Annotated in this window: 23 protein-coding genes; 15 read left to right on the top strand and 8 right to left on the bottom strand. The window is 42.6% G+C overall.

The window, feature by feature from the left end:
* Position 1: 1 nt before the first annotated feature.
* On the bottom strand, positions 2-472 hold the full coding sequence (locus DC487_RS08900) for a universal stress protein (protein ID WP_116775631.1): 471 nt from the start codon (positions 470-472) through the stop codon (positions 2-4).
* A gap of 137 nt (positions 473-609) precedes the next feature.
* On the opposite strand from DC487_RS08900, the gene DC487_RS08905 reads away from it, so the two are divergent.
* Positions 610-1,401: a C40 family peptidase gene (locus DC487_RS08905; RefSeq protein ID WP_116775632.1), complete on the top strand. Its 792-nt coding sequence runs from the start codon at positions 610-612 to the stop codon at positions 1,399-1,401.
* A 41-nt stretch (positions 1,402-1,442) separates the two neighbouring features.
* Here the strand turns inward: DC487_RS08905 and DC487_RS08910 are convergent, their stop codons facing one another.
* On the bottom strand, positions 1,443-2,651 hold the full coding sequence (locus DC487_RS08910) for a pyridoxal phosphate-dependent aminotransferase (protein WP_116775633.1): 1,209 nt from the start codon (positions 2,649-2,651) through the stop codon (positions 1,443-1,445).
* Between the two features lie 132 nt (positions 2,652-2,783).
* Entirely contained in the window at positions 2,784-3,158 is a 375-nt protein-coding gene (locus tag DC487_RS08915; RefSeq protein ID WP_116775634.1) for a DUF1573 domain-containing protein, read from the bottom strand.
* 315 nt (positions 3,159-3,473) lie between these two features.
* Between DC487_RS08915 and recQ the strand changes: the two genes are divergently transcribed.
* Positions 3,474-5,669, top strand: a complete 2,196-nt coding sequence (gene recQ / locus DC487_RS08920) for a DNA helicase RecQ (protein WP_116775635.1) — start codon at positions 3,474-3,476, stop codon at positions 5,667-5,669.
* Positions 5,670-5,692: 23 nt separating this feature from the next.
* Here the strand turns inward: recQ and rlmF are convergent, their stop codons facing one another.
* Both rlmF and DC487_RS08930 read right to left on the bottom strand, forming a co-directional pair.
* Positions 5,693-6,568, bottom strand: coding sequence for a 23S rRNA (adenine(1618)-N(6))-methyltransferase RlmF (rlmF, locus tag DC487_RS08925; protein ID WP_116775636.1), 876 nt, complete (start codon positions 6,566-6,568; stop codon positions 5,693-5,695).
* A 122-nt stretch (positions 6,569-6,690) separates the two neighbouring features.
* Positions 6,691-6,879, bottom strand: a complete 189-nt coding sequence (locus DC487_RS08930; RefSeq protein WP_116775637.1) for a hypothetical protein — start codon at positions 6,877-6,879, stop codon at positions 6,691-6,693.
* Positions 6,880-6,954: 75 nt separating this feature from the next.
* Between DC487_RS08930 and DC487_RS08935 the strand changes: the two genes are divergently transcribed.
* From DC487_RS08935 to DC487_RS08980, 10 genes are all read left to right on the top strand, one after another.
* Positions 6,955-8,253, top strand: a complete 1,299-nt coding sequence (locus DC487_RS08935) for a D-alanyl-D-alanine carboxypeptidase (RefSeq protein ID WP_165799052.1) — start codon at positions 6,955-6,957, stop codon at positions 8,251-8,253.
* 43 nt (positions 8,254-8,296) lie between these two features.
* Positions 8,297-9,622 carry an MFS transporter gene (locus DC487_RS08940; RefSeq protein WP_207774352.1) on the top strand — a complete coding sequence of 442 codons (1,326 nt, stop codon included), beginning with the start codon at positions 8,297-8,299 and terminating at the stop codon, positions 9,620-9,622.
* Positions 9,615-10,343: a (Fe-S)-binding protein gene (locus tag DC487_RS08945; RefSeq protein WP_116775639.1), complete on the top strand. Its 729-nt coding sequence runs from the start codon at positions 9,615-9,617 to the stop codon at positions 10,341-10,343. The genes DC487_RS08940 and DC487_RS08945 overlap by 8 nt, the downstream gene beginning before the upstream one ends.
* 36 nt (positions 10,344-10,379) lie before the next feature.
* Positions 10,380-11,270 carry a sugar phosphate isomerase/epimerase family protein gene (locus DC487_RS08950; protein WP_116775640.1) on the top strand — a complete coding sequence of 297 codons (891 nt, stop codon included), beginning with the start codon at positions 10,380-10,382 and terminating at the stop codon, positions 11,268-11,270.
* 146 nt (positions 11,271-11,416) lie between these two features.
* On the top strand, positions 11,417-13,000 hold the full coding sequence (locus DC487_RS08955) for a peptide MFS transporter (RefSeq protein WP_116775641.1): 1,584 nt from the start codon (positions 11,417-11,419) through the stop codon (positions 12,998-13,000).
* A 125-nt stretch (positions 13,001-13,125) separates the two neighbouring features.
* The gene (locus DC487_RS08960; RefSeq protein ID WP_116775642.1) at positions 13,126-14,901 is read left to right on the top strand and encodes a peptide MFS transporter; all 1,776 of its coding nucleotides are present in this window, start codon (positions 13,126-13,128) and stop codon (positions 14,899-14,901) included.
* A 20-nt stretch (positions 14,902-14,921) separates the two neighbouring features.
* A complete protein-coding gene (locus DC487_RS08965; protein WP_116775643.1) occupies positions 14,922-16,406 on the top strand; it encodes a peptide MFS transporter in 1,485 nt (494 codons plus the stop codon).
* A 44-nt stretch (positions 16,407-16,450) separates the two neighbouring features.
* Positions 16,451-17,191 (top strand): polyprenol monophosphomannose synthase, encoded by a 741-nt coding sequence (locus tag DC487_RS08970; RefSeq protein ID WP_116775644.1) that lies wholly within the window; start codon positions 16,451-16,453, stop codon positions 17,189-17,191.
* Complete coding sequence (ruvB, locus tag DC487_RS08975; RefSeq protein WP_116775645.1) at positions 17,191-18,213, top strand: Holliday junction branch migration DNA helicase RuvB; 1,023 nt, start codon at positions 17,191-17,193, stop codon at positions 18,211-18,213. The genes DC487_RS08970 and ruvB overlap by 1 nt, the downstream gene beginning before the upstream one ends.
* Before the next feature lie 206 nt (positions 18,214-18,419).
* The gene (locus tag DC487_RS08980) at positions 18,420-20,261 is read left to right on the top strand and encodes a carbon starvation CstA family protein (RefSeq protein WP_207774354.1); all 1,842 of its coding nucleotides are present in this window, start codon (positions 18,420-18,422) and stop codon (positions 20,259-20,261) included.
* A gap of 4 nt (positions 20,262-20,265) precedes the next feature.
* Here the strand turns inward: DC487_RS08980 and DC487_RS08985 are convergent, their stop codons facing one another.
* On the bottom strand, positions 20,266-20,841 hold the full coding sequence (locus DC487_RS08985; RefSeq protein WP_116775646.1) for a hypothetical protein: 576 nt from the start codon (positions 20,839-20,841) through the stop codon (positions 20,266-20,268).
* A complete protein-coding gene (locus DC487_RS08990; protein ID WP_116775647.1) occupies positions 20,841-22,271 on the bottom strand; it encodes an ATP-dependent DNA helicase in 1,431 nt (476 codons plus the stop codon). Before DC487_RS08990 ends, DC487_RS08985 begins: the two co-directional genes overlap by 1 nt.
* An 82-nt stretch (positions 22,272-22,353) precedes the next feature.
* Between DC487_RS08990 and DC487_RS08995 the strand changes: the two genes are divergently transcribed.
* From DC487_RS08995 to coaD, 3 genes are read left to right on the top strand one after another with little or no spacing between them, the layout of a single operon-like run.
* Positions 22,354-23,142, top strand: a complete 789-nt coding sequence (locus tag DC487_RS08995; RefSeq protein WP_165799053.1) for a DUF3822 family protein — start codon at positions 22,354-22,356, stop codon at positions 23,140-23,142.
* On the top strand, positions 23,133-23,675 hold the full coding sequence (rsmD, locus tag DC487_RS09000) for a 16S rRNA (guanine(966)-N(2))-methyltransferase RsmD (RefSeq protein WP_116775649.1): 543 nt from the start codon (positions 23,133-23,135) through the stop codon (positions 23,673-23,675). The genes DC487_RS08995 and rsmD overlap by 10 nt, the downstream gene beginning before the upstream one ends.
* A 6-nt stretch (positions 23,676-23,681) precedes the next feature.
* Positions 23,682-24,161 carry a pantetheine-phosphate adenylyltransferase gene (gene coaD, locus DC487_RS09005; protein ID WP_116775650.1) on the top strand — a complete coding sequence of 160 codons (480 nt, stop codon included), beginning with the start codon at positions 23,682-23,684 and terminating at the stop codon, positions 24,159-24,161.
* A gap of 15 nt (positions 24,162-24,176) precedes the next feature.
* Here the strand turns inward: coaD and DC487_RS09010 are convergent, their stop codons facing one another.
* Positions 24,177-25,484, bottom strand: a complete 1,308-nt coding sequence (locus DC487_RS09010; protein WP_116775651.1) for a DEAD/DEAH box helicase — start codon at positions 25,482-25,484, stop codon at positions 24,177-24,179.
* Positions 25,485-25,507: the final 23 nt, after the last annotated feature.

Below are 25,507 nucleotides of genomic sequence, written 5' to 3' on the forward strand. Positions count from 1 at the left end.
TCTAATCCTCTTCCTCATCAGCAGGGATGACCAAGACCGGGCATTTTGATTTTCGAACAACCGACTCTGCTACTGATCCTGATAAGAAATGATCGAATCCAGTACGTCCATTCGTACCCATAATAATCAAATCTGCTTGCCATTCTTCTGCTGTAGTCAATATCTCGTCACGTACGGTGCCTACGGTGTTGAATATCTGCACTTCTTTGGCTCCTGAAAATTGACTACGAAGACTTTCTAATCGTCTCTCGGCCGCACTTTGTTGTACTTCTGAAACTTCGGGCACCACGATTGGTTGTTGTCCCAACAATGGATCTGCACCAAAACTCGCCGGTGCTGTTACGGGTGTTACCGTTAATAGCGCTAAAGTAGATTGCCATCCATTCACCAGTTGTTTGGCGTATGCTGCTGCTTTATCAGAACATGGACTATCGTCCAATGCAATCAGTATTCTTTCAAATTTGTTCTCCATTTCCTAAGTAGCTTTAGTGATCTACTTAATAACACAAGCGACTGGGGTAATTTGTTTGTTATTGACTTGCTAAAATATCGTGGTATAATTGAAAATCATGTGGTGCAGAAATAACAAATTACCAGTAACTTGCCGTAATGAAAAGACAAGCCGTTTGTAGTTTATCCGTGATTCCGCTTCGTTCGGAACCTTCGCATCGGAGTGAGCAAGTTTCCCAATTACTTTTTGGAGAATACTTTAGTGTATTGGAAGAGCGGTCGGAATGGATTTTAGTCAAATGTGCCGATCCGGCCTACGAAGGCTGGATACAACGCGGTCAATATGCCACGATAGCCGAAAGTTCCAACGATTTTAGTATTGTGAATATAGGCGATGCAACGGTACGAATTGGTGATCACAAACCGTTCCCCTTATTACATGGATGTGTTCTGCCAAGTACAGAACAACTGGTCTTGGATGGAAATGTGTGCAAAATTCATGGATCATTACGTAAGCCTTCATTGTTGGACTTCGCGGACGAATTCCCCAAATTAATCGATTATTACGTCGGTGCGCCTTATTTGTGGGGCGGTCGCAGCAGATTTGGCGTAGATTGTTCTGGTCTAGTGCAGTTGATCTACCGTCATTTCGCAATTTCACTTTACAGAGATGCCTCTCAGCAAGCTTCTCAAGGAGATACAGTCGACTTTTTGCAAGAAACAAAAGCTGGCGATTTGGCCTTTTTTGATAACGAGGAAGGTCATATTACGCATGTCGGCATATTGATCGATAAGGAAACCATTTTACATGCTTCGGGTTCTGTACGAATCGATCGCATCGATACGACGGGAATTTACCATAGCGAGCTGAAAACATACACGCATCGCTTACGCATCATTAAACGGATGCTCACAGATGAACTGCTAAAACCAGGAGATCCTGTTAAATAGCTATTCAACAGGATCTTATAGTCTTTTTAGGAAGTTCTACATTATGCTGATGTAGTTGTTCTTCCCGGATAAGCGGCTAATGCTTTTTCCAAACATACTAAGGCTTTCTTCAACTCGTCGGTATGCAATACATAGGCCAGACGAACTTCGTTTTTTCCGGCATCACTCGAGCTGTAAAATCCTGCTGCCGGTGCCATCATCACCGTTTCGTTTTCGTACTCGAATGATTCTAGCATCCATTGGCAAAATTTATCCGAATTATCTATCGGAAAGCGAGCTACCACGTAAAATGCACCTCCAGGATTCGGACAGAATACGCCAGGCAATGCATTCAATCCAGCGACCAACACATCTCTTCTTTCCGTATATTCTTCTAGAACTTCATCAAAGTAACTTTGCGGCGTATCTACCGCGGCTGTCGCCGCAATCTGCGCGACGGCAGGAGGAGATAAGCGCGCTTGTGCAAACTTCAAAGCCACTTGATATAACTCTGCATTTTTGGTGATCAAACAACCTAATCGTGCACCGCAAGCAGAATAACGCTTAGAAACCGTATCGAAGATCACCACATGGTTTTCCAAGCCTTCCAAATGCATTGGCGAGATGAATTCTTTGCCATCATAGCAGAATTCGCGATAGGCTTCATCCGCAAAAAGATATAGATCGTACTTCAGACAAAGCGCTTTTAATGCTTCCAGTTCTTCGCGTGAGTACAAGTAACCGGTTGGATTGTTTGGGTTACAGATCACAATGGCTTTGGTTTTGTCGTTGATGACTTTCTCAAAAGCCGCAATGCTTGGCAATGCAAATCCATCTTCTATGTGCGACATGATTGGGCGGATTACGACATCTGCCGGACAAGCAAAACCATTGTAATTCGCATAGAAAGGTTCTGGAATAATGATTTCGTCCCCCGGATTTAAGCAAGCTTGCATCGCGATGGAAATCGCTTCTGAGCCACCATTCGTTACCAAGATCTGATTCGCCGTAATATTGTAGGCTAATTTATTATAATATTCAACCAACTTGTTGCGATACGTGCTCGTGCCTTCAGAAGGCGTGTAAGCCCACACATCAAAATCGATATCACGAATAGCTTGCAGCATTCCGGCAGGTGTCTTAATGTCTGGTTGACCAATGTTTAGATGATATATTTTCTTCCCATCTTTTTTTGCCTGATCGGCAAAAGGCGTCAGTTTACGGATAGGAGAAGCGGGCATCTGATGTCCGCGCGATGATATAGTTGGCATAGTACTGTTTTATTTTGCGCTAAGTTACTAAATTCAGTGTTTAGGAAGCTGAGAGAGTTAATAAAGTTGGTACACAAAAAAAGCTACTCTTTTGGAGTAGCTTCTTGCTGTATTTTGACTGCGTAGAGTTCCTTATTCAACGTTCCCTTTAATTGTCAAATTTTTCACCGGTGTATTGGTGTTGGATTTCACGATAAATGATTTTGTAAACGGACCTTTCACACTGGCGTCATAAGTCACATTGATGACTCCGGTATCTCCTGGTTTAACAGGTGCTTTGGTAAAATCCGCTACCGAACATCCGCAAGTCGGTCTTACCTCCGAGATAATGATGGGCGAATCACCGCTATTAGTAAAAGTAAATTCGTACGATGCAGGCTTGTTGTGTGGAATCTTACCGAAATCGTGTGTTTCCGTATTGAAATTAAATGTGCCTTGTACCAACGACATCGATGTCAATGCTACGACGGCTACTAATGCTACAATTACACTGCTTATCTTTTTCATCTTAACTAGTTGTTTTACGTTTATTCTCTTCAATTCTTAGACCAAAAGTATATTTTTGAGTTGGTAAATTGTATTTTTTGGTGCTTTACATATAGAAATATTACACTTCGTGGACGCGGCACGGAGCACTTTTATGCTTGATTTGTCTTGTCCTAAGCTCGGAACAGCATAGAAATGTGTGATCATCAGTAGGATAAGCATTTCGGGTTTCGTATTGGTTTTCCATCAAAAAATCAGTAATTTTATTTTACTGTATTTGGGACGTGTAAGCGCGATTTAGTGTAATGCACACATCTATATATTTCATCTAATTCTATGGATATAGAAAAATCACTGTTTGATAACTTGCAAGAATTTTTTGGGTTTGATACGTTCAAAGGTGATCAAGAAGCGATTATTACGAATGTATTAAACAAGAAAGATACCTTTGTCATCATGCCAACGGGTGGTGGCAAATCTATTTGTTACCAACTTCCTGCCTTAATGAGCCAAGGAACTGCTATTGTCATTTCTCCATTAATCGCGCTGATGAAAAATCAAGTAGATCAATTGCGGGCATTTGGTGGGAGTGATAGCATTGCACATTTCTTAAATTCGTCTTTGACTAAAAGTGATATCGCACGTGTAAAAGATGATGTAGTTTCAGGTAAAACCAAATTACTTTACGTAGCTCCAGAATCTTTAGGGAAAGAGGATAATATTCAGTTTTTGCGTAACATTACCGTCTCCTTTGTGGCGGTAGATGAGGCTCATTGTATTTCGGAGTGGGGACATGATTTCCGTCCGGAATACCGCAAAATCAGACAAGTCATCAATGGGATTGGAGCAGGAATTCCCATCATAGCATTGACCGCTACAGCTACACCAAAGGTGCAATCGGATATTCGTAAGAATCTGCAGATGAACGATGCCACGCTGTTCAAGTCATCATTCAACCGCACCAATCTCTACTATGAAGTACGCCCAAAACGCGACGTCGTAAAAGAGATTGTGCGTTTCATTCGCAACAATGCCGGCAAAACAGGTATCGTTTACTGTTTGAGCCGCAAAAAGGTTGAAGAAATTGCAGAAGTGCTTAACATTAATGGTATCAAAGCTTTGCCTTATCATGCAGGATTGGATGCCAAAGTACGTGCGGAAACGCAGGATAAGTTTTTGATGGAAGATGTGGAAGTCATTGTGGCAACGATCGCCTTCGGCATGGGAATCGACAAGCCGGATGTCCGGTTCGTCATTCATCATGATATTCCAAAATCTATGGAAGGCTATTATCAAGAAACTGGTCGCGCTGGGCGAGATGGTGGCGAAGGAGTTTGTGTGGCGTTTTATTCTGAAAAGGATATTGAGAAGCTGACCAAGTTTATGAAAGATAAACCAGTCGCCGAACGCGAGATCGGGACTCAGATTCTCAAAGAAGTCATTGATTATTCAGAATCTGCCGTTTGCCGACGGAAACAGATTTTGCATTACTTTGGCGAATCTTTTGACGAAACCGGTTGTAATAATATGTGCGACAATTGTCGTTCCACGCGCACGTATCTGGATGCAGAAGCGCCCATCTTGCAAGTGTTAGGATTTATCAAAGAACAAGGTGATAAGTTTGATGATCATCATGTTATCAATGTGTTGATGGGTCAAAATAACCAACCAGTTTCTTCTTATAAGCATGATACGCATCCGCTTTTTGGCGCGGGGAAGGAGCAAGGAGTTATTTACTGGAAATCCGTCATTCGGCAGGCCGAATTAGCAGATTTCATCAAGAAAGATATCGATCACTACGGATTATTAATATTGACTGAGTCGGGGAGCAAGTATTTGCTAAATCCGTACCCGATGAAGTTCGTTTTAAACAAACCTTTTGAAGCGGGCGAATCATCTGGTACTGCTATGGGATTAGTGAATCCTAATGATAGTGCTTTAGATACGGCGTTGCTGCAGCTGTTAAAAGATTTGCGCAAGAAGATTGCGAAGCAAAAATCGTTGCCGCCATTTGTGATCTTCCAAGATCCTTCTTTGGATGAAATGTGTACGCATTATCCGATTACGATCGATGAATTGAAACAGATTCATGGTGTAGGTAGTGGGAAGGCCGTTAAGTTTGGTGCGCCTTTCGCAGAGCTAATCCGAAAATATGTAGACGATAATGGTATAGATCGGCCACAAGATTTAGTCATCAAAAGCACGGCCAACCGATCGGCTTTAAAGGTGTCGATCATTCAAAATATAGATCGAAAGATCGGATTGGACGATATTGCTTCATCAAAAGGCATTAGCTACGAAGATATGTTGCGCGAGGTCGAATCGATCGTAAACTCAGGTACGAAGTTAAATATCTCGTATTTTGTGGATGAAATGATCGATCAGGATCGCCAAGATGAGGTGTACGAATATTTTCTATCAGCAGATATTGATACGGTAAAAAGCGCGCTGGATGAACTAGGAGAGGCGGATTATACGTATGAAGAGATTCAATTGATGCGCATCAAATTTATGTCGGAATTAGGCAACTAATCTGATGCGCAAAGACTTTTGGCTTAGCGTACGCGCCAAGCCAAAAGTCTTGATATTTTCTGTCCTTGCTGCATCGGAATGATTTCGACCTGCGGAACTTTATGATATTCTAACACAGAAACCAAAGGTTTCAAATGATCTTTGTCGGCTACCAACGCGGTGCACCATTTCAATTGCTCTTTATATTCCAAGCTATCGTAAATTAATTGGGTCACGAATGCTTTCTCACCGCCTTCTCGCCACAATTCATTCGCCAAGCCACCGAAATTCTGAACAGGTAAGCTTTTTCCTTTATGCAACTTCTCATTTTTATTAACCACTTTGTTCCAATGCTGTTCGCGTGAACTATAAAAAGGTGGGTTACAGATGATAGCATCAAATTGATCATTCGGACGAATAATTCCCTTTAAAATATTTGCGGAATCTGGTTGATGGCGCAGTAAAATTCTTTTTTTCAATTCGGGATTGGCTTCGAGAATTTCATATGCATTATCTAGAGACGGCGCGTGCGTATCTGTCGCTACAAAGCTCCACGCGAATAGCGATGCACCCAATAATGGATATATCAAACTTGAACCCGTGCCGATGTCTAAAATACGCATGGGCTTATCATCTGGAATAAGATCGGCTAAATAATGCAAATAATCAGCACGTCCAGGAATCGGTGGACACAAACTATTGGCCAACAGTTTCCAGCCTTTTACTTGATAATAAGCGGCTAAAAGCGCTTTATTCAACATAAAAACGGATTCCGGATTTTTAAAATCAATGGATTGAGTGCCACGTGGAGTAGTTACTACGTGTTCAATCAATGCAGGCTCTGCTTTGAATAATTTTTTGAAATCGTATCCGTCGAGATGTCGGCTATTGTAATGAAAGGTCTGTGCTGTATTTGCCATGAGAGTATTTTACGGGACAAAGATACCAATTCTGTGGCTTGTTTACCGAGGTGTATCGCATTCCATAGAAAAAGGCGGAGAAATTGAATTTTTCCGCCATAGATATTTTTTTTGTAATTATACTATTCTCGTCTGCCGCCTGGATTTTTATTGGTGATCGGCCCATTATGCTCTCTTGAATTTTGTGCAGATGGTACTTCTGGTGTCGGTGGTACATATCCATCACCTTTTTCAGATTCGTGCTGTGCTTTTTTAGGGTCTTTATCTTCAGCCAATTTGGGGTCTTTGTTTACATGATCTTGTGTGCTCATAATAATCTCCTTTTTTGTTGTTCAATAGAAGAACAGGTAGAAGCAGTAAATTGTTTTTTCTGTATGTTTACGTTTATGATTAGATGGTTTCTATTGATGCTCCTGTTGTCGGTGCAGCATCTTTGTCAAGCGCAACAGGAAGAGTCCATTCAAAAGCTATTTCAGGAATCTGCTGTTCTACAGCAGCACTTACATGGTTTCTCCCTGTACGATATTCAGGAACAGCGTTTTGTGCATAGCGTCAATCAAAACGTACATTTTACGCCAGCGTCTAATACCAAAATCTTTACCCTTTTGCAAAGTTTGCAGCATGTCGGAGATTCTATTCCGGGTTTGGCTTATGTGGTACGAGGTGATTCCTTAATATTTTGGGGTACGGGAGATCCTACTTTTTTGCACCGTAAACTAGATACCCGAAAGGTTTATAATTTCCTGCAAAAAACACCGTATAAATTATTCTACGCACCTGCGCAAGTAGTGGAACCAGCGTATAGAGATGGTTGGGCAGCAGAAGATTATCAACATGATTTTCAACCTGATATTAGTAGCTTTCCTATTTACGGCAATACCGTGCAATTTAAAAATGTACGTGGACAGCTGCGTGCAACTCCGCGCTATTTCGAAGCCAATATCAGCGTAAAGCCAGGTATTGGAGGTTTTGATATCATTCGGCATCCGCATGAAAACTATTTCGATGCCACGAGCTATCGCGTGCGTTCGGGATTTGTTGCGCACAAACCATTCATCTACAGTTCGCATCTGTTTGTGACATTGTTACAAGATACACTGCAGCGCCCAATCACCGTACTTGCTGGCTACAGTATGCCGTCTGATGTGCAATACGTGTATTCCATGTCTACGCGTAAATTGCTTCGCGAGATGATGCTGTACAGTGACAATTTTTTAGCAGAGCAACTTTGCTATACCGCGTCCTTTCTAATGTTTAACCAGTTTAATGCGGCGCGGATGCGCGAATACATGGCTACTACATATTATTCGCTATTCACCGATAAGATTGCACTTTACGATGCCAGTGGTTTATCTTTTTACAACAAGGTAACGCCCAGAAGCATGGTGGAGCTATTATTGATGATTCAGAGAAACGTTGGCTCCGAAGAAGACTTGCTTTGGTTATTTCCAGCGGGAAGATCCAGCGGCACGTTGCGTAATTTGTATTCACTGGCCAATGGCAAACCATTTGTCTGGGCGAAAACCGGCACCGTCAATAGTGTCTATGCGCAAAGTGGATTTTTGCTGGGAGCGAGTGGTAAGCGCTATGTGTTTTCCTTTATGAATAACAATTATTTTGACAACTTAAAAGAGGTAAAACAGGAAATGGTGCGTATTATGACCTACATTTATCAAAATTATTGATCGGATCACTTGCCCAAATTGTGGTATATTCGCTTTCAACTCTATGGATATTCAGACTCTACAAAAGGACAACCCCAAAACCATTCGTTCTTGGGCTATGTTTGACTGGGCAAATTCTGCCTATAATCTAGTCATCACTTCAACGATTTTCCCGGCCTACTACACGGCGATTACCTATACTGAAGAGTTTGGTGATGTGGTGTATTTCTTTGGTTATCCGATTGTTAACACCGCTTTGTCCAACTTTGCATTATCCATTTCCTATCTGATTATGGCTTTTGCGCTGCCTTTTATCTCCGCGTATGCCGATGTGCGAGGACGTAAGAAATACTTTATGAAGTTCTTCACCTATTTAGGTGCATTGGCCTGCATGGGTTTATTCTTTTTTCGTTTAGAGACTCTTGAACTCAGTATCTTTTTATATGCTTTTGCGGCAGCAGGATATATTGGCGGTCTGGCCTTTAATAATTCTTATTTGCCATTGATTGCCAGTGTTGAGCAGCAAGATCGCGTCAGCGCGCAAGGTTTTGCCTACGGATATGTAGGCTGCGTGACACTGCAAATCATCTGTTTTGTATTCGTACTAAAACCAGAGTGGTTTGGCATTACCGACGCATCTTTACCTGCACGGCTTTCTTTCTTTTTGGTCGGATTGTGGTGGTTAGGGTTTTCGCAAATTCCATTTCATCGTTTGCCAGAAAGCCGACCATCGGCTATGCCATCCGGCTGGACAATTGGTCAGAAAGTGCGTCAAGAGTTTGGTAGCGTCTGGCAGCGTATTCAAGAGATTCCCGCGATTAAACGTTTTCTTTTTCCGTATTTCTTCTATTCTATGGGTGTACAAACGGTTATGATCGTCGCGACGGCCTTTGGCATGAAGGAGATTGGCCTAGAAATGTCGGAATTAATTGCTGCCATTCTACTTATACAACTTATCGCCATAGGAGGCGCTTATCTCATGTCCAAATTGGCGAAGCCTTTGGGCAACACCATGGTGCTAATCGGCGTGGTCTGTGTGTGGATTTTTATCTGTGTGGCCGCATTTTACATACAAACAAAAATAGAATTTTATATCCTCGCTATGCTCGTGGGCGCGATGATGGGCGGTATACAATCCTTATCACGATCCACTTATTCTAAGCTGTTACCTAGCAATATAGAAGACACGACCTCATTCTTTAGTTTCTATGATGTGACCGAGAAGGTTGCCATCGTCCTAGGCTTGTTTAGCTTCGCGATCATTGAGCAGGTAAGTCACAATATTCGGTATTCGGCACTGTTTATGTCGGTGTTTTTCATTGTCGGACTAATCCTCTTGATCAGTCTATATAGATTCGAAAGTAAAGCCACAAAAAATACACATGCATAAAGTAGAGTTATCTATTCCTGGAGTTATTGATCAGTTTTATCCGCAGACCGCTTTTAACACGCTGCGTTTGCTAGAGCGTGCAGGCTGCGAAGTGTCTTACAATCCGCAACAAACCACCTGTGGCGTGGACTTGTACGAGGCAGGCTACTGGGAAGAGGCGAAGGACGTTGGTTCCAAATATCTGAATGACTTTGAAGGCATCGATTATATCGTATCGCCATCGCTGACCGAAGTAGGGATGGTGCGCGATGGGTTCAACGATCTATTTACCAATTCTACCGATCATAATAAATGTCGGCAGATGCAGCGCAATATCTTTGAAATCACTGATTTCCTAGTGAATGTGGTTCGAAAAGAGTATTTTGGAGCAGAGTTCGTGTCGTCGGCCGTGTTTCATCCGGCCTGTGCGCGTTGGAATGGCTATCAATTGCAAGGTGAAGCGTTGCGCTTGTTGAATCAAGTAGGTGGATTGGATTTGATCGTATCCGAATCAGATCATACGTGCAAAATAGGAAAGGCCACAAAAGCAGAGTATGTGCCGCTGTCGGTGTCTTGGGGAAATGCTGTCGTACAGCACGCTTTGGACAAGAAAGCCGATTATATTATTTGTCAAGATCACACCTGCCTAATGCACTTGCAGGCTATTATCGAGAAGCAAGGACTACCGATTCAGGCCATTCACTTGGTAGATGTGCTCACGGCCGGATGGCCTAATATATAGTTTAAATATCCATTTAAAACCTAAATATATCTGAATATGCAGTCTAGAAAAACATTTTTACAAAACATGGGTCTGTTGGGAGCAGGCCTAGCATTGGCACCGATCGATAATCTATTTGGTCATACCGTCAACAAGCCTTGGTTTAGTATTTCGCTGGCGCAATGGTCGCTGCACCGTACGCTATTCAAAGGTGATTTAAAGAATATTGATTTTCCGGCTTTCGCTGCTAAAGAATTTGATATTCACGCCGTAGAATATGTGAGTCGCTTCTTTAAAGATGAGGTGCGAAATGCGGCGTATATAAAAGATCTAAATGCGAGAGCAGCGGATCACGATGTGAAAAATGTGTTGATTATGGTCGATGGAGAAGGCGAGTTGGGCAACGCAGATGCAACGAAAAGAAATACAGCTGTTGAAAATCATTATCAATGGATCGATGCTGCACAACAATTGGGCTGCCACGCTATACGCGTGAATGCGGCAGGCAAGGGTACAGCAGAGGAAGTCGCCAAGCGCGTCGTAGAAAGTCTGAGAACGTTAGCGGTATATGGTGAAAATGCAGGTATTAGCGTGGTGGTGGAGAATCATGGTGGTATTTCGTCCGATGGTGCTTGGCTTTCAAATGTGCTTAAAACCGTTGATCACAAATACTGCGGCTCCCTGCCTGATTTTGGTAACTTCTATGAATATGATCGCTATCAAGGCGTGACAGATCTTATGCCATTCGCCAAAGGCGTAAGCGCCAAAACGAACGTTTTTGATGCGCAAGGCAGTGAGGCCAATATTGATTATGCTCGCATGATGAAGATTGTTCGCGATGCTGGCTATACGGGTTTTGTAGGGATTGAATATGAGGGAGATAAGCTTAGCGAAATCGAGGGGATTAAATTAACCAAAAAATTACTACAGCGATTTCAAATGGCCTAATAGGTAAAAGATCTATGACATTGCAGATGATGTGGCGTTATTTTTCTTTTCTTTGTAGACCTCACATCGCCTATAAATATGCTTCGAAAGTCGTAGCATAGCGATGTATGGCTAACAACTAATCAAGAGATTGTATTAAAATTCATATGAACCAACACAACGATGAAGGCCTAGTAAAACACTTGGCGAAGAAGGGTATTGACGACAAGATGGTCTTCGGGCATCCAGCGGGTTTGCTGGTGCTATTTTTTACTGAAATGTGGGAGCGTTTCAGTTATTACGGTATGCGGGCTTTGTTGACCGTATTTTTAGTGTCCGAAATCGCCAAAGGCGGATGGGGCTGGAATAACGAAGAAGCACTCTCTTTGTACAAATGGTACACCACTTTGGTATACTTCACACCGCTTATCGGAGGTATCTTAGCCGACAAATTAACTGGTTATAAAAAAGCGATCTTAATCGGAGCTTTTGTGATGACCTTAGGTCATGCTTCCATGGCTTTAGAAGGTATTTCTGAGAATTTCTTTTACTTAGGTTTAGCATTCATGGTATTGGGTAATGGTATGTTCAAACCTAATATTTCCTCGATGGTAGGTCAATTGTATCCAGATTCAAGCGCCAAAAAAGACGCTGGTTACACGATTTTCTACATGGGTATCAATGCCGGAGCTTTCCTAGGATCGTTACTTTGCGGTTATATCGGAGAGAAAGTAGGTTGGCACTACGGATTTGGCTTAGCCGGTGTATTTATGTTTTTCGGTATGCTGCAGTTCTATTTCGGACAGCGTATTTTTGGTGTGGTGGGCGATAAACCCGGACACCAGATTCCGTTGGAGACAGAAGTAGCCGAAGTGATTGAAGAGGAAGTAACGCCCAATCACGTGGTGCGCGATCGCTTGATCGTAGCAGGTGTATTAATGGTAGCGAGTATCCTTTTCTTCTTCGCATTCGAACAAGCCGGTGGGTCTATGACCATTTTTGCCAAAGATTATACACAACGCATCCTTTCTGGTACTGCGGCCACGAGTTTTAAGTGGATTGATGCGATATTGACGATCATGCCAATCGTCATCGTTACTTACGTATTATTAAGTTTAGCGCGCAAGATTGTACATCAATATCCTATAACCATTTTCTTTACCTTGCTATCTTTTGCATCGATTGCTTTCTTGGGTTTTTGGAAGATCAATAATGAATTTAATTCGGAGGCGACTGAGGTAACGGTTTCTTGGTTTCAGATCCTGAACGCCTTCTTTATCGTGACCTGTGCTTCCTTATTTAGTAAATTGTGGGAGAGAGTATGGAATCCATCTGGACCGATCAAGTTCGCGCTTGGTTTGGTATTGGTCGCGCTTGGTTTCGTTGCGATGGCTTATGGTAGCCGTGATATCCCCCAAGGAGCGTTAACAGCATCTGTCAGTATGTTGTGGCTAGTATTAGCCTATTTCTTCCATACAATGGGTGAGCTATGTATTTCTCCTGTAGGATTATCGTACATCAGTAAGTTGTCTCCAAAAAACTTGGTCGGATTGATTTTTGGCTTTTGGTTCATGGCTACAGCGATCGCGAATTATCTGGCAGGTTGGCTCGGTGGTTACATCGATCAGATTGCCAATGCGTATTCTATCTCTGTATTCTTCCTAATTATTGCAGGCTTGCCAGTGGCAGTCGCGGTGCTATTGGTGCTATTCAATCCAGTGTTAAAGCGGATGATGCATGGCATTAGATAAGTAATCACAATCAACGTATACAGAAGCGCCTTATAAAGGCGCTTTTTTTGTTTTTTAGAAGTAGATCAGTGTCTTCACTTATTTTTTTAACTTTGGGACTTGAAAATACATCCTTTTTATATTTTATGATTCCATCTTCACCTATAAATCCAGCAGGCGCTACAGATAGCGAGCCGGAGAAGTTGCTATTGGGGCACTTTCCAGGATTATTTGTGTTGTTTTTCACAGAAATGTGGGAGCGATTCTCTTTTTACGGTATGCGCGTCTTGCTGATACAATTCCTGACCGCTTCAGTATTAACGGCCAATCCAGGTTGGGGCTGGTCTGCTGAGCAGGCTGGTGCGTTGTACGGTACGTATGCGATGTTATTGTACATCACACCGATCTTTGGTGGTGTGATTGCCGATAAATATATTGGTTCACGTGCTGCTGTGATTATTGGCGCGATCATCATGACGCTAGGTCACGCTTCCATGGCATTTAATTCTCCGATTATGTTCTTTATCGGATTGGCCGGTTTAGTGATCGGTACGGGCTTTTTCAAGCCTAATATGCCTGCTATCCTCGGCGAAATGTACCGTTATCGTCCAGAGAAGAAAGACGGTGCCTATACAATCTTCTATATGGGAGTGAATGCCGGCGCATTTTTCGGCATGATGCTTTGTGGTTATTTAGGCGAAACGATGGGTTGGCATTGGGGATTTGGCCTCGCCGGAATATTTATGCTTTTAGGCACGATCCAATTTTGGTTAGCAAAACCTATTACGGGCGATTTGGGTGTCTTGAAGAAGTCGACTACTCCTGAACAAAAAGAAGTCACGAATCTGGAAGAAGGCGAGACGAGTTACAATCGTTTTACCAAGCTAGATTTCTTCCTGATTGTGATTGTTTCTATCGTAGGGCTAACGTACGCATTTAATGATCCATTATCCAAAAACAATGTGCTAGACATGTTTGCCTTCTTGGATACGGATAACCTTCGCGGACAAACCATCGTGGTATTAGTAGCATTGGTTATTTTCTTAGGTTTAGTAGTCTCTCGTATTTTACGTTATGCGAAAGTAGTAAGGGATCGCATGTTTGGGGTGATTCTATTGGCCGTATTCTTGATCTTTTTCTTCATGAGTTTTGAGCAAGGCGCGACGTCGTTGGTGCTTGTTGCGCGTGATTATGTAGATCGGGAACTGACGGGAAATAGCTTGTACATATTTAATACAATCAACACCTTACTGACCATCGTACCTTTGATTATTATTTCATGGGTTTTAGTTCGTTTATCGATCATTACTTGGTCGAAGACGGCTGCGTCTAATATCATTCTCTTTATCTGTTTTATACTGATTTGGGGCGCGGGAATCTGGATGCTGTACCGTGAATTCACAGCCGAAGTTTCAGCGATCAAAGTTTCTTGGTTCTCCATTCTTAACTCTTTCTTTATTATATCATTAGCATCTACCATCTCTAGGATTTGGGATTCTAAATACAATCCGTCTGCCGCAGTGAAATATGGCTTAGGTTTGTTCTTTGTAGCCATCGGATTCTTAATCTTAGGTATGGGATCACTTCAAGTTGGTTCTGGCGTAAAAATGTCGATGATCTTCTTGGTATTGACCTATTTATTTCACACCATTGGAGAGCTCTTTATTTCTCCGGTAGGTTTGTCTTACGTTTCCAAATTGGTGCCTGCGCGTATGTTGGCTTTCATGTTTGGCATGTGGTATTTAGCGATTGCCATCGCGCAGAAGTTGGCCGCTATTCTGGGTGGACAAGTAGAGGTGATTCAAGAGAATTATTCGTTGAGCCACTTCTTCTTTCTCTTTACCATTATTCCGGCAGCAGGCGGTTTATTGGTCATCTTATTAAATCCATTGATCAAAAAACTGATGCACGGCGTCAAATAGCCTCATCTTAAAAATTACATATGTCTAAAGAATTGACGTTAGAAGATATTCAGAATTTTGACGGGAAATACCCGAAACAACTGTGGTATCTCTTTTTGGTGGAAATGTGGGAGCGCTTCTGTTTTTACGGAATGCGTGGGGTGTTAGCCATCTTCATGGTCGACCAACTCTTGTTGTCCGATCGCGATGCTAATCTAAAATATGGGGCAATACAAGCCTTTGTATATGCCTTTACCTTCGTAGGAGGGATCTTTGCGGATAAGTTTTTAGGCTTCAAACGCTCGTTGATCTTTGGTGCTTCGATGATGTTGCTGGGCAACGGATTAATTGCTTTATCACCGCACGATTATTTCTATTTCGGTATTGCGCTCACGATCATTGGTACCGGTTTTTTCAAACCGAATATATCTTCGATGGTGGGTGACTTGTACAGAGAGGATGATCCACGAAGAGATGCTGGTTTTGGGATGTTCTATTCTGGGATCAATGTCGGTGCATTATTAGGTGGTATTCTATGTGTGTATTTGGGCAAAAACTATTCTTGGAATTATGCCTTTGCGGCAGCAGCGCTGGTGATGTTAATCGGATTGATCATCTTCTTAGCAACCAAAAGACACATCAAACCGATTGGAAATAGTCCGCTACTGCATATGCCTAACGCAACGCGTATTCGCACGGAACTATTTGTTTATTTAGCAGCCTTGGCCAGTATTCCACTTATCTTTATGATGATCAATAATACGCGCTACACCGATTACTTTATGTATATCATTGGTCCGATCGCTTTAGGTTACTTCTTCTTGCAGATGAAAAGAGAAAGCGATTCGAAAGCGCGTCAGCAACTGATGGCTGCCTTGATATTGATTCTATTCTCCATCTTGTTTTTCGCGATTTTCGAACAGGCGGGCGGGTCTTTAGCGTTATTTGCTAACAACAACCTTCATGATAATCTCTTATTCTTTAACATAGATCCCAATGTGGTCAATAATGGTGCAAATTCATTGTTTGTGATTGTGTTCAGTCCGCTTCTTGGGCTGCTTTGGCTGGCCATGGCACGAAAGAAAGCGGAGCCCAATACGGTGATCAAGTTCGCTTTAGGTTTCGTGTTTTTAGGTTTGGCCTACTATCTGTTTTTCGGAACGCGCTTTTTTGCGGATGCCGAAGGCAAAACTTCCTTGGGCGTATTTACCTTAGCTTATTTGGCGGTTACCATCGGAGAATTATGTCTGTCGCCGATCGGTCTATCGATGATTACGAAGCTATCACCAAAACGCTTAGGTGGTATGATGATGGGTTTGTGGTTTTTGGCTAGTGCTTACGGACAATATGTAGCCGGATTGCTAGGCGCAGGAATGTCTTCGCCAGATGAAAATGCTACGGCCTTAGACAAATTGATGGCATACACCGATGGTTACCAACAGTTGGCAATTTATTCTATCGTGGCAGCGATTATCTTGTTTGCCCTTTCTCCATTCATCAAACGATTGATGCACGGCGTTAGATAGCAGATTTTATTTAGTACATTTATCTTTTAGAACCATAATACACCGTGGCAGACAGTCTGATAATCATTCCTACATACAATGAAAAGGAAAACATAGAGCGCATCATTCGTAAAGTGTTTTCGTTGGAAGGTGACTTTCATATTTTGATTGTAGATGATGGTTCTCCGGACGGCACCGGCATGATTGTGAAGGAATTGTGTCAATTTTTTCCGGATCGTTTGCATATCGAAGAGCGACGCGGAAAGTTGGGCTTAGGTACGGCCTATATTCACGGTTTTCGCTGGGCCTTAGCACGGGAATATGCGTATATCTTTGAGATGGATGCCGATTTCAGTCATAACCCAGACGATCTATTGCGCTTGAAAGAAGCGTGCATCACTGGTGCCGATATGGCGGTGGGATCGCGTTATATTCAAGGCGTGAATGTGGTGAATTGGCCAATGAAGCGGGTGCTATTATCTTACTTCGCTTCCATGTATGTGCGCGCGATTATGCGTATTGATATTCAAGATGCGACGGCCGGTTTTGTATGTTTCCGGCGCGAAGTGTTAGAAACGATTCCATTAGATAAGATCCGTTTCGTAGGCTACGCTTTCCAGATCGAAATGAAATTTAAAGCCATCCAAGATGGATTCCGTGTGGTGGAAGTGCCTATTATCTTTACCGATCGTACGCACGGTACTTCGAAGATGAGTACCAAGATTTTTAGAGAAGCATTTTGGGGCGTTATAAGCTTGAAATGGGCGAGTTTGTTTATGAAATCGAATAGAAAGGGGCGTAATTGATGAACGAAAATCTAGATCCAAATGCGGAACGGCTAAGCCATACCGACAAAGACTTGGAACGTGTATTGCGTCCGCAAACCTTTGAAGATTTCACGGGGCAAGCCAAGATCTTAGAAAACCTATCTATTTTCGTAAAAGCCGCAAAATTACGCGGCGAAGCCTTAGATCATGTCTTATTGCATGGCCCTCCAGGCCTTGGAAAGACGACGCTTTCCCATATTATTGCTAACGAAATGGGAGTGGGCATCAAAATCACTTCTGGTCCGGTGTTGGACAAACCAGGAGATCTTGCCGGACTGTTGACTGGATTAGACGAAGGCGATATTCTATTTATAGATGAGATCCATCGTTTGAGCCCTTTGGTCGAAGAATATTTGTATTCGGCGATGGAGGATTTTAAGATTGATATCATGCTCGAAACTGGTCCGAATGCCCGTTCTGTGCAAATCAGTCTGAATCCTTTTACTTTAGTAGGAGCAACGACCCGATCGGGTTTATTGACGGCTCCATTACGAGCTCGGTTTGGTATCAATTCTCGTTTGCAATATTACGATGTGAAGTTGTTGACTACGATTGTCGAGCGTTCTGCGCATATTATCCGAGTGCCGATTACCGAAGAAGGCGCTTACGAAATCGCCCGACGCAGTCGTGGTACGCCACGTATCGCCAATGCTTTGCTGCGCCGTACACGTGATTTTGCACAAATAAAAGGAACAGGCAATATTGATAAAGCCATTGCACAGTTTGCTTTGAATGCACTCAATGTAGATGAGCATGGTTTGGATGAGATGGACAATCGTATATTGTCGACGATTATTGATAAGTTTAAAGGTGGTCCTGTCGGTCTTAAAACCATCGCAACCGCAGTAGGCGAGGATGAAGGAACGATAGAAGATGTATACGAACCCTATTTGATCCAAGAAGGTTATTTGATGCGTACTTCTCGTGGTCGTGAGTGCACGGAATTAGCCTTTAAACATTTGGGTAAGCTTTATCCGCGGGGAGGAAACACGCTCTTTTAGACACATCAGGATTTATGGGGTGACTCCACCTCATTCCAAAGCTCAAGACCACTCCCTAAAGCAGCACATCATGCTGTTTTGAAAAAAAAATCTCCACAATCGGCTTTAGTTAAGTGAATATTTATTAATTTTCACTTAACATTTCTATGTGCCATAGCGATATTTAGTCCAGTCATAAACCCACTTGCATACTAAAATCTTTAAGAATGGAATTTCTAGACGGCATGAATGCCTTAACGTTGGTCTTTGTCGCATTGCTTGTGCTGGCTATTGGCTACCGATTTTATGGCCTTTTCTTGGCTAGCAAAGTGCTTCGATTAAATGCGGAAGTCGTGACTCCAGCCGTTGAATTTGCAGATGGACGTGATTACGTAAAAACAAACAAGAATGTCTTGTTTGGTCACCATTTTGCGGCTATCGCCGCAGCAGGTCCTTTAGTCGGTCCGGTTTTAGCAGCACAATTTGGATATTTGCCCGGTACGTTGTGGATATTAATTGGCTGTGTGCTGGCTGGTGGCGTACATGATATGGTGGTGCTATTTGCCTCTATGCGACACAAAGGGCAGAGCTTGGCTTCTATCGCTTCCAAAGAAATTGGTCCAGTAACCGGCACAATTGCTGGAGTTGCTGTGCTCTTTATTCTAATACTGACTTTAGCTGGTTTGTCGTTGGCTTGCATCAGTGCGATGCATGAAGCATCATGGTCACTTTTCACCGTAATTATTACCATGCCGATTGCGATTATTATGGGCTTGATCATGCGTTATCGGAAAGACAGCGTTACATTTGCCAGTATCCTGGGCGGTATTTTGTTAATTGTTGGTATCGTTGGTGGTCACAATCTCATGCAAATTCCGTTTCTCAATGATCTATTTCATTGGGATGTATCGACCATATCTATTGCTATTGCCATCTACGGTTTTCTAGCCTCCGTATTGCCTATTTGGTTTTTACTGGTGCCCCGTGATTATTTATCCACCTATTTAAAAATTGGTACCATACTGATGTTGGCTGTCGGAATTATATTCGTACATCCGACTTTAGAAATGCCGGCACTGACCGAATTTATTCATGGTGGCGGACCCGTGATCGGAGGTCCAGTGTTGCCATTTATCTTTATTGTGATCGCTTGTGGTGCGATTTCCGGTTTTCACGCCGTTATTGCGACAGGTACGACGCCAAAAATGATTGGTAACGAGAAAGAAATACTTTTTGTCGGCTATGGTGCTATGCTAGTTGAAGGTTTTGTGGCCTTGATGGCGCTTATTGCGGCGTGTACGCTGATGCCGGGGGATTATTTCGCGATCAATACTCCTACAGCTGGTTATGCGCAATTTCTGATTGACAATCCCCATCTTCATACCGTAGATCTGCCGCATTTTATGGAGAAAATTGGGGTCGATTTGCAAGGTCGTACTGGGGGCGCGGTATCTCTGGCAGTCGGCATGGCACATATTTTTAATAGCATTCCCTATATGGACGAAATAATGGCATATTGGTATAATTTTGCCATTATGTTTGAAGCCGTATTCATCCTCACAGCGATTGATGCAGGCACGCGTGTTGGTCGGTTTTTCCTACAAGAAATGTTGGGAAGTGTCATTCCTAGATTTCGTGACAAAGATTGGCTGCCAGGCGTTATTGTTGCGAGCTTTTTATTCACTTTCGCTTGGGGCTATCTCGTCTATACAGGAAATGTGAGCAGCATTTGGCCGTTATTTGGTATTAGTAATCAATTACTGGCGGCTTGTGGTTTAATTGTCTGTACGACTATGCTTTTGCGAATGGATCGAGGGAAGTATGCGTTGTGTGCCGCCGTTCCCGGTGTGATGATGGCACTGATTACTTTTTGGGCAGGTTATCTGCAGGTCGCGAATATTTATATTCCAGCAGGTGATTACTTGTTAGCCAGTTTAGCCATCATTGCGATGGCATTGATGCTGATTGTATTTATATCCGCTTTCAGAAAGTGGTACGAGCTTTCGAAGAAAGTGCCGACCGAAACAGATTTTTACGGCGAGAAGGTAAAGGAGCTGGTCGAACGATAGTTTATTAGGATCGCGGTTTCTGCTTGCGATGTAATTGTTTCAATACTTTTTGTCCTCTGGATCGGATAGCAGGCGTTGTTCCCCGCTCAAGCAATAAACCGATTTCTGATTCGAGCGATTCTTTGATCCACTCATATCGCAGCGACATGGTATATAATAATTCGATGGAATTGGCGACGACAGCGATGGATTTGTCGGCTGTAGTGAGCCAGTCGAATCCGCAGTTGATGAGCTCTTCGTCTTGATCTTCGGTGGTTGTGTAGGAAGAACTTTTTAGAGCTTGTAGATAGATATTGCCTAAAATCCGTTGCGCACCTTCTATAGTAATTCTTAAACGATTTAATACGAGAAAATCGAAGATGGTAGGAAGATCTGCTTTATGTGCAAGGACATATTTTTCTAAAAACCAGATGGCGTGCAGTGCCAAATTATTCTTTGTCTGCTCGACCACACAGAGCGATAACAGTTTTTCGAGGTCAACACCCTTATCGCATAGTGGGCTGCTATCCGCAAGTTCATGTTTTTCTAACCACAACATAAAGCGTGTTTTCTGAATCTGATAAGCTTCGGATGCATTCATTAGCTTGGCGGTTGGAAAAAATTCGGGTGAAAGTTAACGAGGTACAGCTCCTGAGTGGCACGCGTCAAAGCCGTATAAAGCCATCGAAGAAACTCTGTGGTGAGCATTTCGTCATTCAGATAACCTTGATCGATAAATACCGCTGGCCACTGTCCACCTTGCGCTTTGTGGCAAGTGATGGCGTAAGCGAATTTAATTTGTAAGGCATTAAAATATGGATCTTTCTTAATGGCTTCCGCTCTTTTATTGCGATCTAGAATATCCGCATAATCTGCCGAAATAGATTCGTAGAGCTTTTGCAATTGATCTTGCGGCAAACTCGGGCTATCTACATAGAGGCTATCTAACAGAATTCGACACTGAATGGTATCGTGCTCATTGCCATCTAGAAAATCAATCATCACATCGGCGAAGCGGAAATCGTGCATCTCATGCACATTGGATACTTTTCGGATTTGTGCCATATCGCCGTTAGCAATAAATCCGGTATGCGATTCGTCATGTTGTTGTAGCCAATAATAATTATTCTTGACTACCATGATCAGATCACCACCCGTAATTTCTTCGTCTCGAAATAGGATCTGGTTGCGAATATGCTGGTTGTACAAGTTTGCCGCCTTATTGGATCGGCAAATGACCATGGTATTCTCCAATCCAAACTTATCATAACTGTAATGCAATCCATCAATCAGGCGCTCGCCTGTCATTTGAAAGACGTCTCTGTACGGACGGGTGATAAACTGGGGAAATGGATATTCGGCCGTTTCATCTTCCAGTTTTATTTCCTGTCGGATTTTAGTAGCGTTGAATAAGATACCAGAATTTTTATCTTGCCGTACGACATCCGTCAGCTCAAAATGAGAGACGTAAAGATCGTAGCGGCTGGCCATGTAATCCGGCCGCAAGGCCGGACTTTGCAGCATACCAACTGGTGGTAATTGCGCAGTATCGCCCACAAAAAGTAGCACGCAGCGCTCACCGCTTTGAACATACGTGATCAGATCTTTCAGTAAGCTACTTTGAAATACAGTAGCCGGATCATCAGACAGCATAGATGCTTCATCCACAATAAATAAGGTGTCTTCATGTGGATTATCTGCTAAGGTGAAATCCATGGCCACAGAGGCGGCTGATTTCTTGCGATATATCTTTTTGTGTATAGTCAGTGCTGTACGTCCTGAATAGCTACTAATGACTTTGGCAGCTCGACCCGTGGGAGCAAGTAATACCGTTTTTTTCTGTAGTCTTGGCAGTACTTTTACCAATGCGCTGATGATGGTGGTTTTTCCTGTACCGGCATATCCTTTTAGAATAAATAGACTACGAGGATCAAAGCGCCCGAGAAATTCTTCTAGCAACCCAAAGACCGCGCGCTGCTGTTCGGTTGGTTTTTGTTGAAAGTATTGCTCTAAATAATCCCGTATTTGCACGTTCAAAGTTATTTAAAAGGTTGATCAATCCAATTTTAAAAGCTATTTTTGTTTATACTGTTGTTGTGTTATGCTACAAGACATGAACTATATTTCCGAAGATTTTCGTATTCAGCATTTGTCTTATTACAAATTGGTTATCCAAGCCGGTCATCAGGAGGATGTTTTGATGATACTGGATGAAAATAATTCGGTGCAAGCTTATATCCGATGTGATTCGGCAAGCCCTACTATTGATGCGACTCGCTTATTGGCTTTGCCTTTTCGGCATGTCTCTATCATGATTCCACAACACAGCTTCACTTTTGTGCCAGCGGAAGCATATCAAGAAGAAGATGAGGATATCTATGGTGAATACCTCGTGAATAAGAACGATCAGGATATCTATACGCTAGATATGCTACGATTTGGTTCGCACGCGATCTATCAATTGGATTCTTTGTTGTATCAACGCTGGTTCGCCTTGTTCCCAGACGCGACGTACCTACCTGTCTTTCAAGTTTTATTTGACTTGATCCCAGAGCAGCTACCTACACAAGGCGCGCAGTTGTTCTTATACGAGCAATCAAGCTATGTGCATGTGATCTTGCTGAAAGACGGTCAATTTTTGTTCTACAACAATTTTTACGTCACGAATGCGGAGGATTTAGGCTACTATGTACGCCGTATTATGAGTGATTTTTCTATTGATTCATTGGAAAATATAACATTGGCTAATCTGGATAAAGATCATCCACTTTTAGCATTTGTACAACAGTTTTCTAAACACTTGGATAACATTGATTTGCCAATTGGTGCTAATGACAGCTCCAAAGTACATCCAAGTTCACCTTTGTTTGGTGTTTTGTTTCAACGCGAGGTATGCGCATAATTGGTGGTCGTATTGGCGGAATACGGATTAATCCGCCGGCCAACCTTCCTGTACGTCCGACAACGGATATTGCCAAAGAAGCGTTATTTAATATCCTACAACATCGTATTGACTTGGATGGTGCAGTATGTTTGGATTTATTTGCGGGGACTGGAAACATCTCTTTTGAATTGGCATCTCGCGGAGCGAAATCTGTATTATCGGTCGATGCTCATTTCAAGTGCTTAAAATACATTGCCGAAATGGCGAAAGAACATCAACTTGCTGGCATTAGTACGCGCAAAGCAGATGTGTTTAAATTGGTGCAGCAAGAGCAAGGAGAATACGATTTTATATTTGCCGATCCGCCTTACGATATCGATCGTTTGCCGCAACTAGCGCATATGATTTTGGATAATGATTTGTTGAAGCCCGAAGGAATTTTGGTGATCGAACATCCTTCTACACGGCAGATGCTGAGCCATCCTTTATTGCGTGATGTGCGCAAATACGGATACTCTTCTTTTAGTTTCTACAGTCAAGACGAACTTTAATCAACCATGATGAAAAAGATAGCTGTATTTCCCGGTTCTTTTGATCCATTCACCCGTGCGCATGAAGATTTGGTGTTACGAGCTTTGCCCTTGTTTGATGAAATCGTTATTGCCATTGGCGTGAATACTTCGAAGCAGGGCTTACTTCCTTTCGAAGTACGTGAAGAAGCAATTAAAGCTGTCTTTAAAGATGAAGCCAAAGTACAGGTACGACGTATTCAAGGGTTGACAGTAAACTTTTGTCGTGAAGTGGGTGCACAATTTATGTTGAGAGGTTTGCGGAATGGGATTGATCTAGAATTCGAGAATGCCATTGCCCAGAACAATCTCATCTTAGCTCCAGAGGTAGAATCGCTCTTTTTACTTGCTCGAAGTGGGTTGGGCCATATCTCCTCTACGATTGTACGCGATATTTTGCGTAATGGTGGCGATGTATCAGCACTCGTACCTGAAGCGATCTTGCCCTTCCTGAAAACAGCCGAATAAAGCGCTATATTCAGATTAACTGCGTAGTATCCGCACTTTTGTACCTTTAATCTTCCCGTTATTTCCTTTTTGTAGAATGGTGGTCACGCTACTACGCGTAACGGCTACAAAGGCATTTTTCTCTTTGACCTCGATCATACCAACTTCATCTTTAGCAATACCCGCTATTTTGATTAAGTAACCTACAATATCGCCTTTGCTCACTTTGTCTCGCTTGCCGGCCGTGATCATTAAAGTGGTCATCTTGCTGTTAGTAGGTAATGGATATTCATCTTCCAAAATCTCCTCCTGCATGGCATCCGTTAAGTACGGGAAATCATCTTCTGTTTTGAGCATCAAATACACAGTACCTTTAGCTTGCATACGTGCGGTACGACCATTGCGATGTACAAAGGCGTCTTGTTTATAAGGAAGTTGATAGTGAATAATGGCGTCCACTTCGGGAATATCTAATCCGCGAGCCGCTAAATCAGTGGTAAGTAAAATATGCGTACTGCCATTCCGAAACTTGAGTAGAGCCAACTCGCGATCAGCTTGTTCCAGTCCGCCATGAAAAACATCATGAATAATATCGCGATCGGCCAATAGCTCACTAATGTGATCTACCGCTTCGCGGTGATTGCAGAATATCAGTGTTTTCTGTTCGCTACCTAATTTGCAGATGAGTTTTAATAATGCTTTAAGCTTGTTCTGCGGAGCCGCAGTAACGGTGCGGAAAGTTAGATCTGGAGCGTAACCTTTTTCGTGCAGGTAATTGATGGTTTCCAGATTCTTGAGCGTCAGGAATGGAGGGATTTCCTCTAATTCCGTTGCCGAAGTCAACATTTGAAAAGGCGCGCCCGTTTCCGCAACAATTTGTTCCATTTGTTCATGGAAACCTAATTCAAGCGATTTATCAAACTCATCCAATACTAAAGTATTCAAATGACTCAGATCGATATTGTGGCGTTCCAAGTGATAGATAATCCTTCCGGGAGTACCCACTAATATTTGCGGTGCTTCTTTGAGTTTATTTTTTTCGGTTCGAAGATCGTTACCACCATAAAGACAAGTTACTTTTGGATGGTTTGGCATCTTGCGCAGTACCTGCTCAATTTGTAGTGCTAATTCACGCGTAGGGGCGATGATCAAAGACTGAATTTTGCCATTATCATCATCATGCAACCTTTTTTGAATAATCAACGAAAAGGCCAGTGTTTTTCCACTTCCTGTGGGAGATAAGAGTAGCAAATCATTAGCAGCATTGTATGTGCTCGAAACGGTTTGCTGCATTTCGTTCAATGCCGTGATGCCCAAATTGGCTAAATACTGTTGTTCTCCCATATCGGCAAAGGTAGCACAAATTA

Origin of the sequence: Sphingobacterium corticibacter, from assembly GCF_003076635.1 — a bacterium.
Taxonomy (GTDB): domain Bacteria; phylum Bacteroidota; class Bacteroidia; order Sphingobacteriales; family Sphingobacteriaceae; genus Sphingobacterium; species Sphingobacterium corticibacter.

Excerpts from the sequence above, each read along its gene's own strand:
- DC487_RS08900 (WP_116775631.1), bottom strand. The coding sequence starts at position 472 with ATGGAGAACAAATTTGAAAGAATACTGATTGCATTGGACGATAGTCCA.
- DC487_RS08905 (WP_116775632.1), top strand. The coding sequence starts at position 610 with ATGAAAAGACAAGCCGTTTGTAGTTTATCCGTGATTCCGCTTCGTTCG.
- DC487_RS08910 (WP_116775633.1), bottom strand. The coding sequence starts at position 2,651 with ATGCCAACTATATCATCGCGCGGACATCAGATGCCCGCTTCTCCTATC.
- DC487_RS08915 (WP_116775634.1), bottom strand. The coding sequence starts at position 3,158 with ATGAAAAAGATAAGCAGTGTAATTGTAGCATTAGTAGCCGTCGTAGCA.
- recQ (WP_116775635.1), top strand. The coding sequence starts at position 3,474 with ATGGATATAGAAAAATCACTGTTTGATAACTTGCAAGAATTTTTTGGG.
- rlmF (WP_116775636.1), bottom strand. The coding sequence starts at position 6,568 with ATGGCAAATACAGCACAGACCTTTCATTACAATAGCCGACATCTCGAC.
- DC487_RS08930 (WP_116775637.1), bottom strand. The coding sequence starts at position 6,879 with ATGAGCACACAAGATCATGTAAACAAAGACCCCAAATTGGCTGAAGAT.
- DC487_RS08935 (WP_165799052.1), top strand. The coding sequence starts at position 6,955 with ATGATTAGATGGTTTCTATTGATGCTCCTGTTGTCGGTGCAGCATCTT.
- DC487_RS08940 (WP_207774352.1), top strand. The coding sequence starts at position 8,297 with ATGGATATTCAGACTCTACAAAAGGACAACCCCAAAACCATTCGTTCT.
- DC487_RS08945 (WP_116775639.1), top strand. The coding sequence starts at position 9,615 with ATGCATAAAGTAGAGTTATCTATTCCTGGAGTTATTGATCAGTTTTAT.
- DC487_RS08950 (WP_116775640.1), top strand. The coding sequence starts at position 10,380 with ATGCAGTCTAGAAAAACATTTTTACAAAACATGGGTCTGTTGGGAGCA.
- DC487_RS08955 (WP_116775641.1), top strand. The coding sequence starts at position 11,417 with ATGAACCAACACAACGATGAAGGCCTAGTAAAACACTTGGCGAAGAAG.
- DC487_RS08960 (WP_116775642.1), top strand. The coding sequence starts at position 13,126 with ATGATTCCATCTTCACCTATAAATCCAGCAGGCGCTACAGATAGCGAG.
- DC487_RS08965 (WP_116775643.1), top strand. The coding sequence starts at position 14,922 with ATGTCTAAAGAATTGACGTTAGAAGATATTCAGAATTTTGACGGGAAA.
- ruvB (WP_116775645.1), top strand. The coding sequence starts at position 17,191 with ATGAACGAAAATCTAGATCCAAATGCGGAACGGCTAAGCCATACCGAC.
- DC487_RS08980 (WP_207774354.1), top strand. The coding sequence starts at position 18,420 with ATGGAATTTCTAGACGGCATGAATGCCTTAACGTTGGTCTTTGTCGCA.
- DC487_RS08985 (WP_116775646.1), bottom strand. The coding sequence starts at position 20,841 with ATGAATGCATCCGAAGCTTATCAGATTCAGAAAACACGCTTTATGTTG.
- DC487_RS08995 (WP_165799053.1), top strand. The coding sequence starts at position 22,354 with ATGAACTATATTTCCGAAGATTTTCGTATTCAGCATTTGTCTTATTAC.
- rsmD (WP_116775649.1), top strand. The coding sequence starts at position 23,133 with ATGCGCATAATTGGTGGTCGTATTGGCGGAATACGGATTAATCCGCCG.
- coaD (WP_116775650.1), top strand. The coding sequence starts at position 23,682 with ATGATGAAAAAGATAGCTGTATTTCCCGGTTCTTTTGATCCATTCACC.
- DC487_RS09010 (WP_116775651.1), bottom strand. The coding sequence starts at position 25,484 with ATGGGAGAACAACAGTATTTAGCCAATTTGGGCATCACGGCATTGAAC.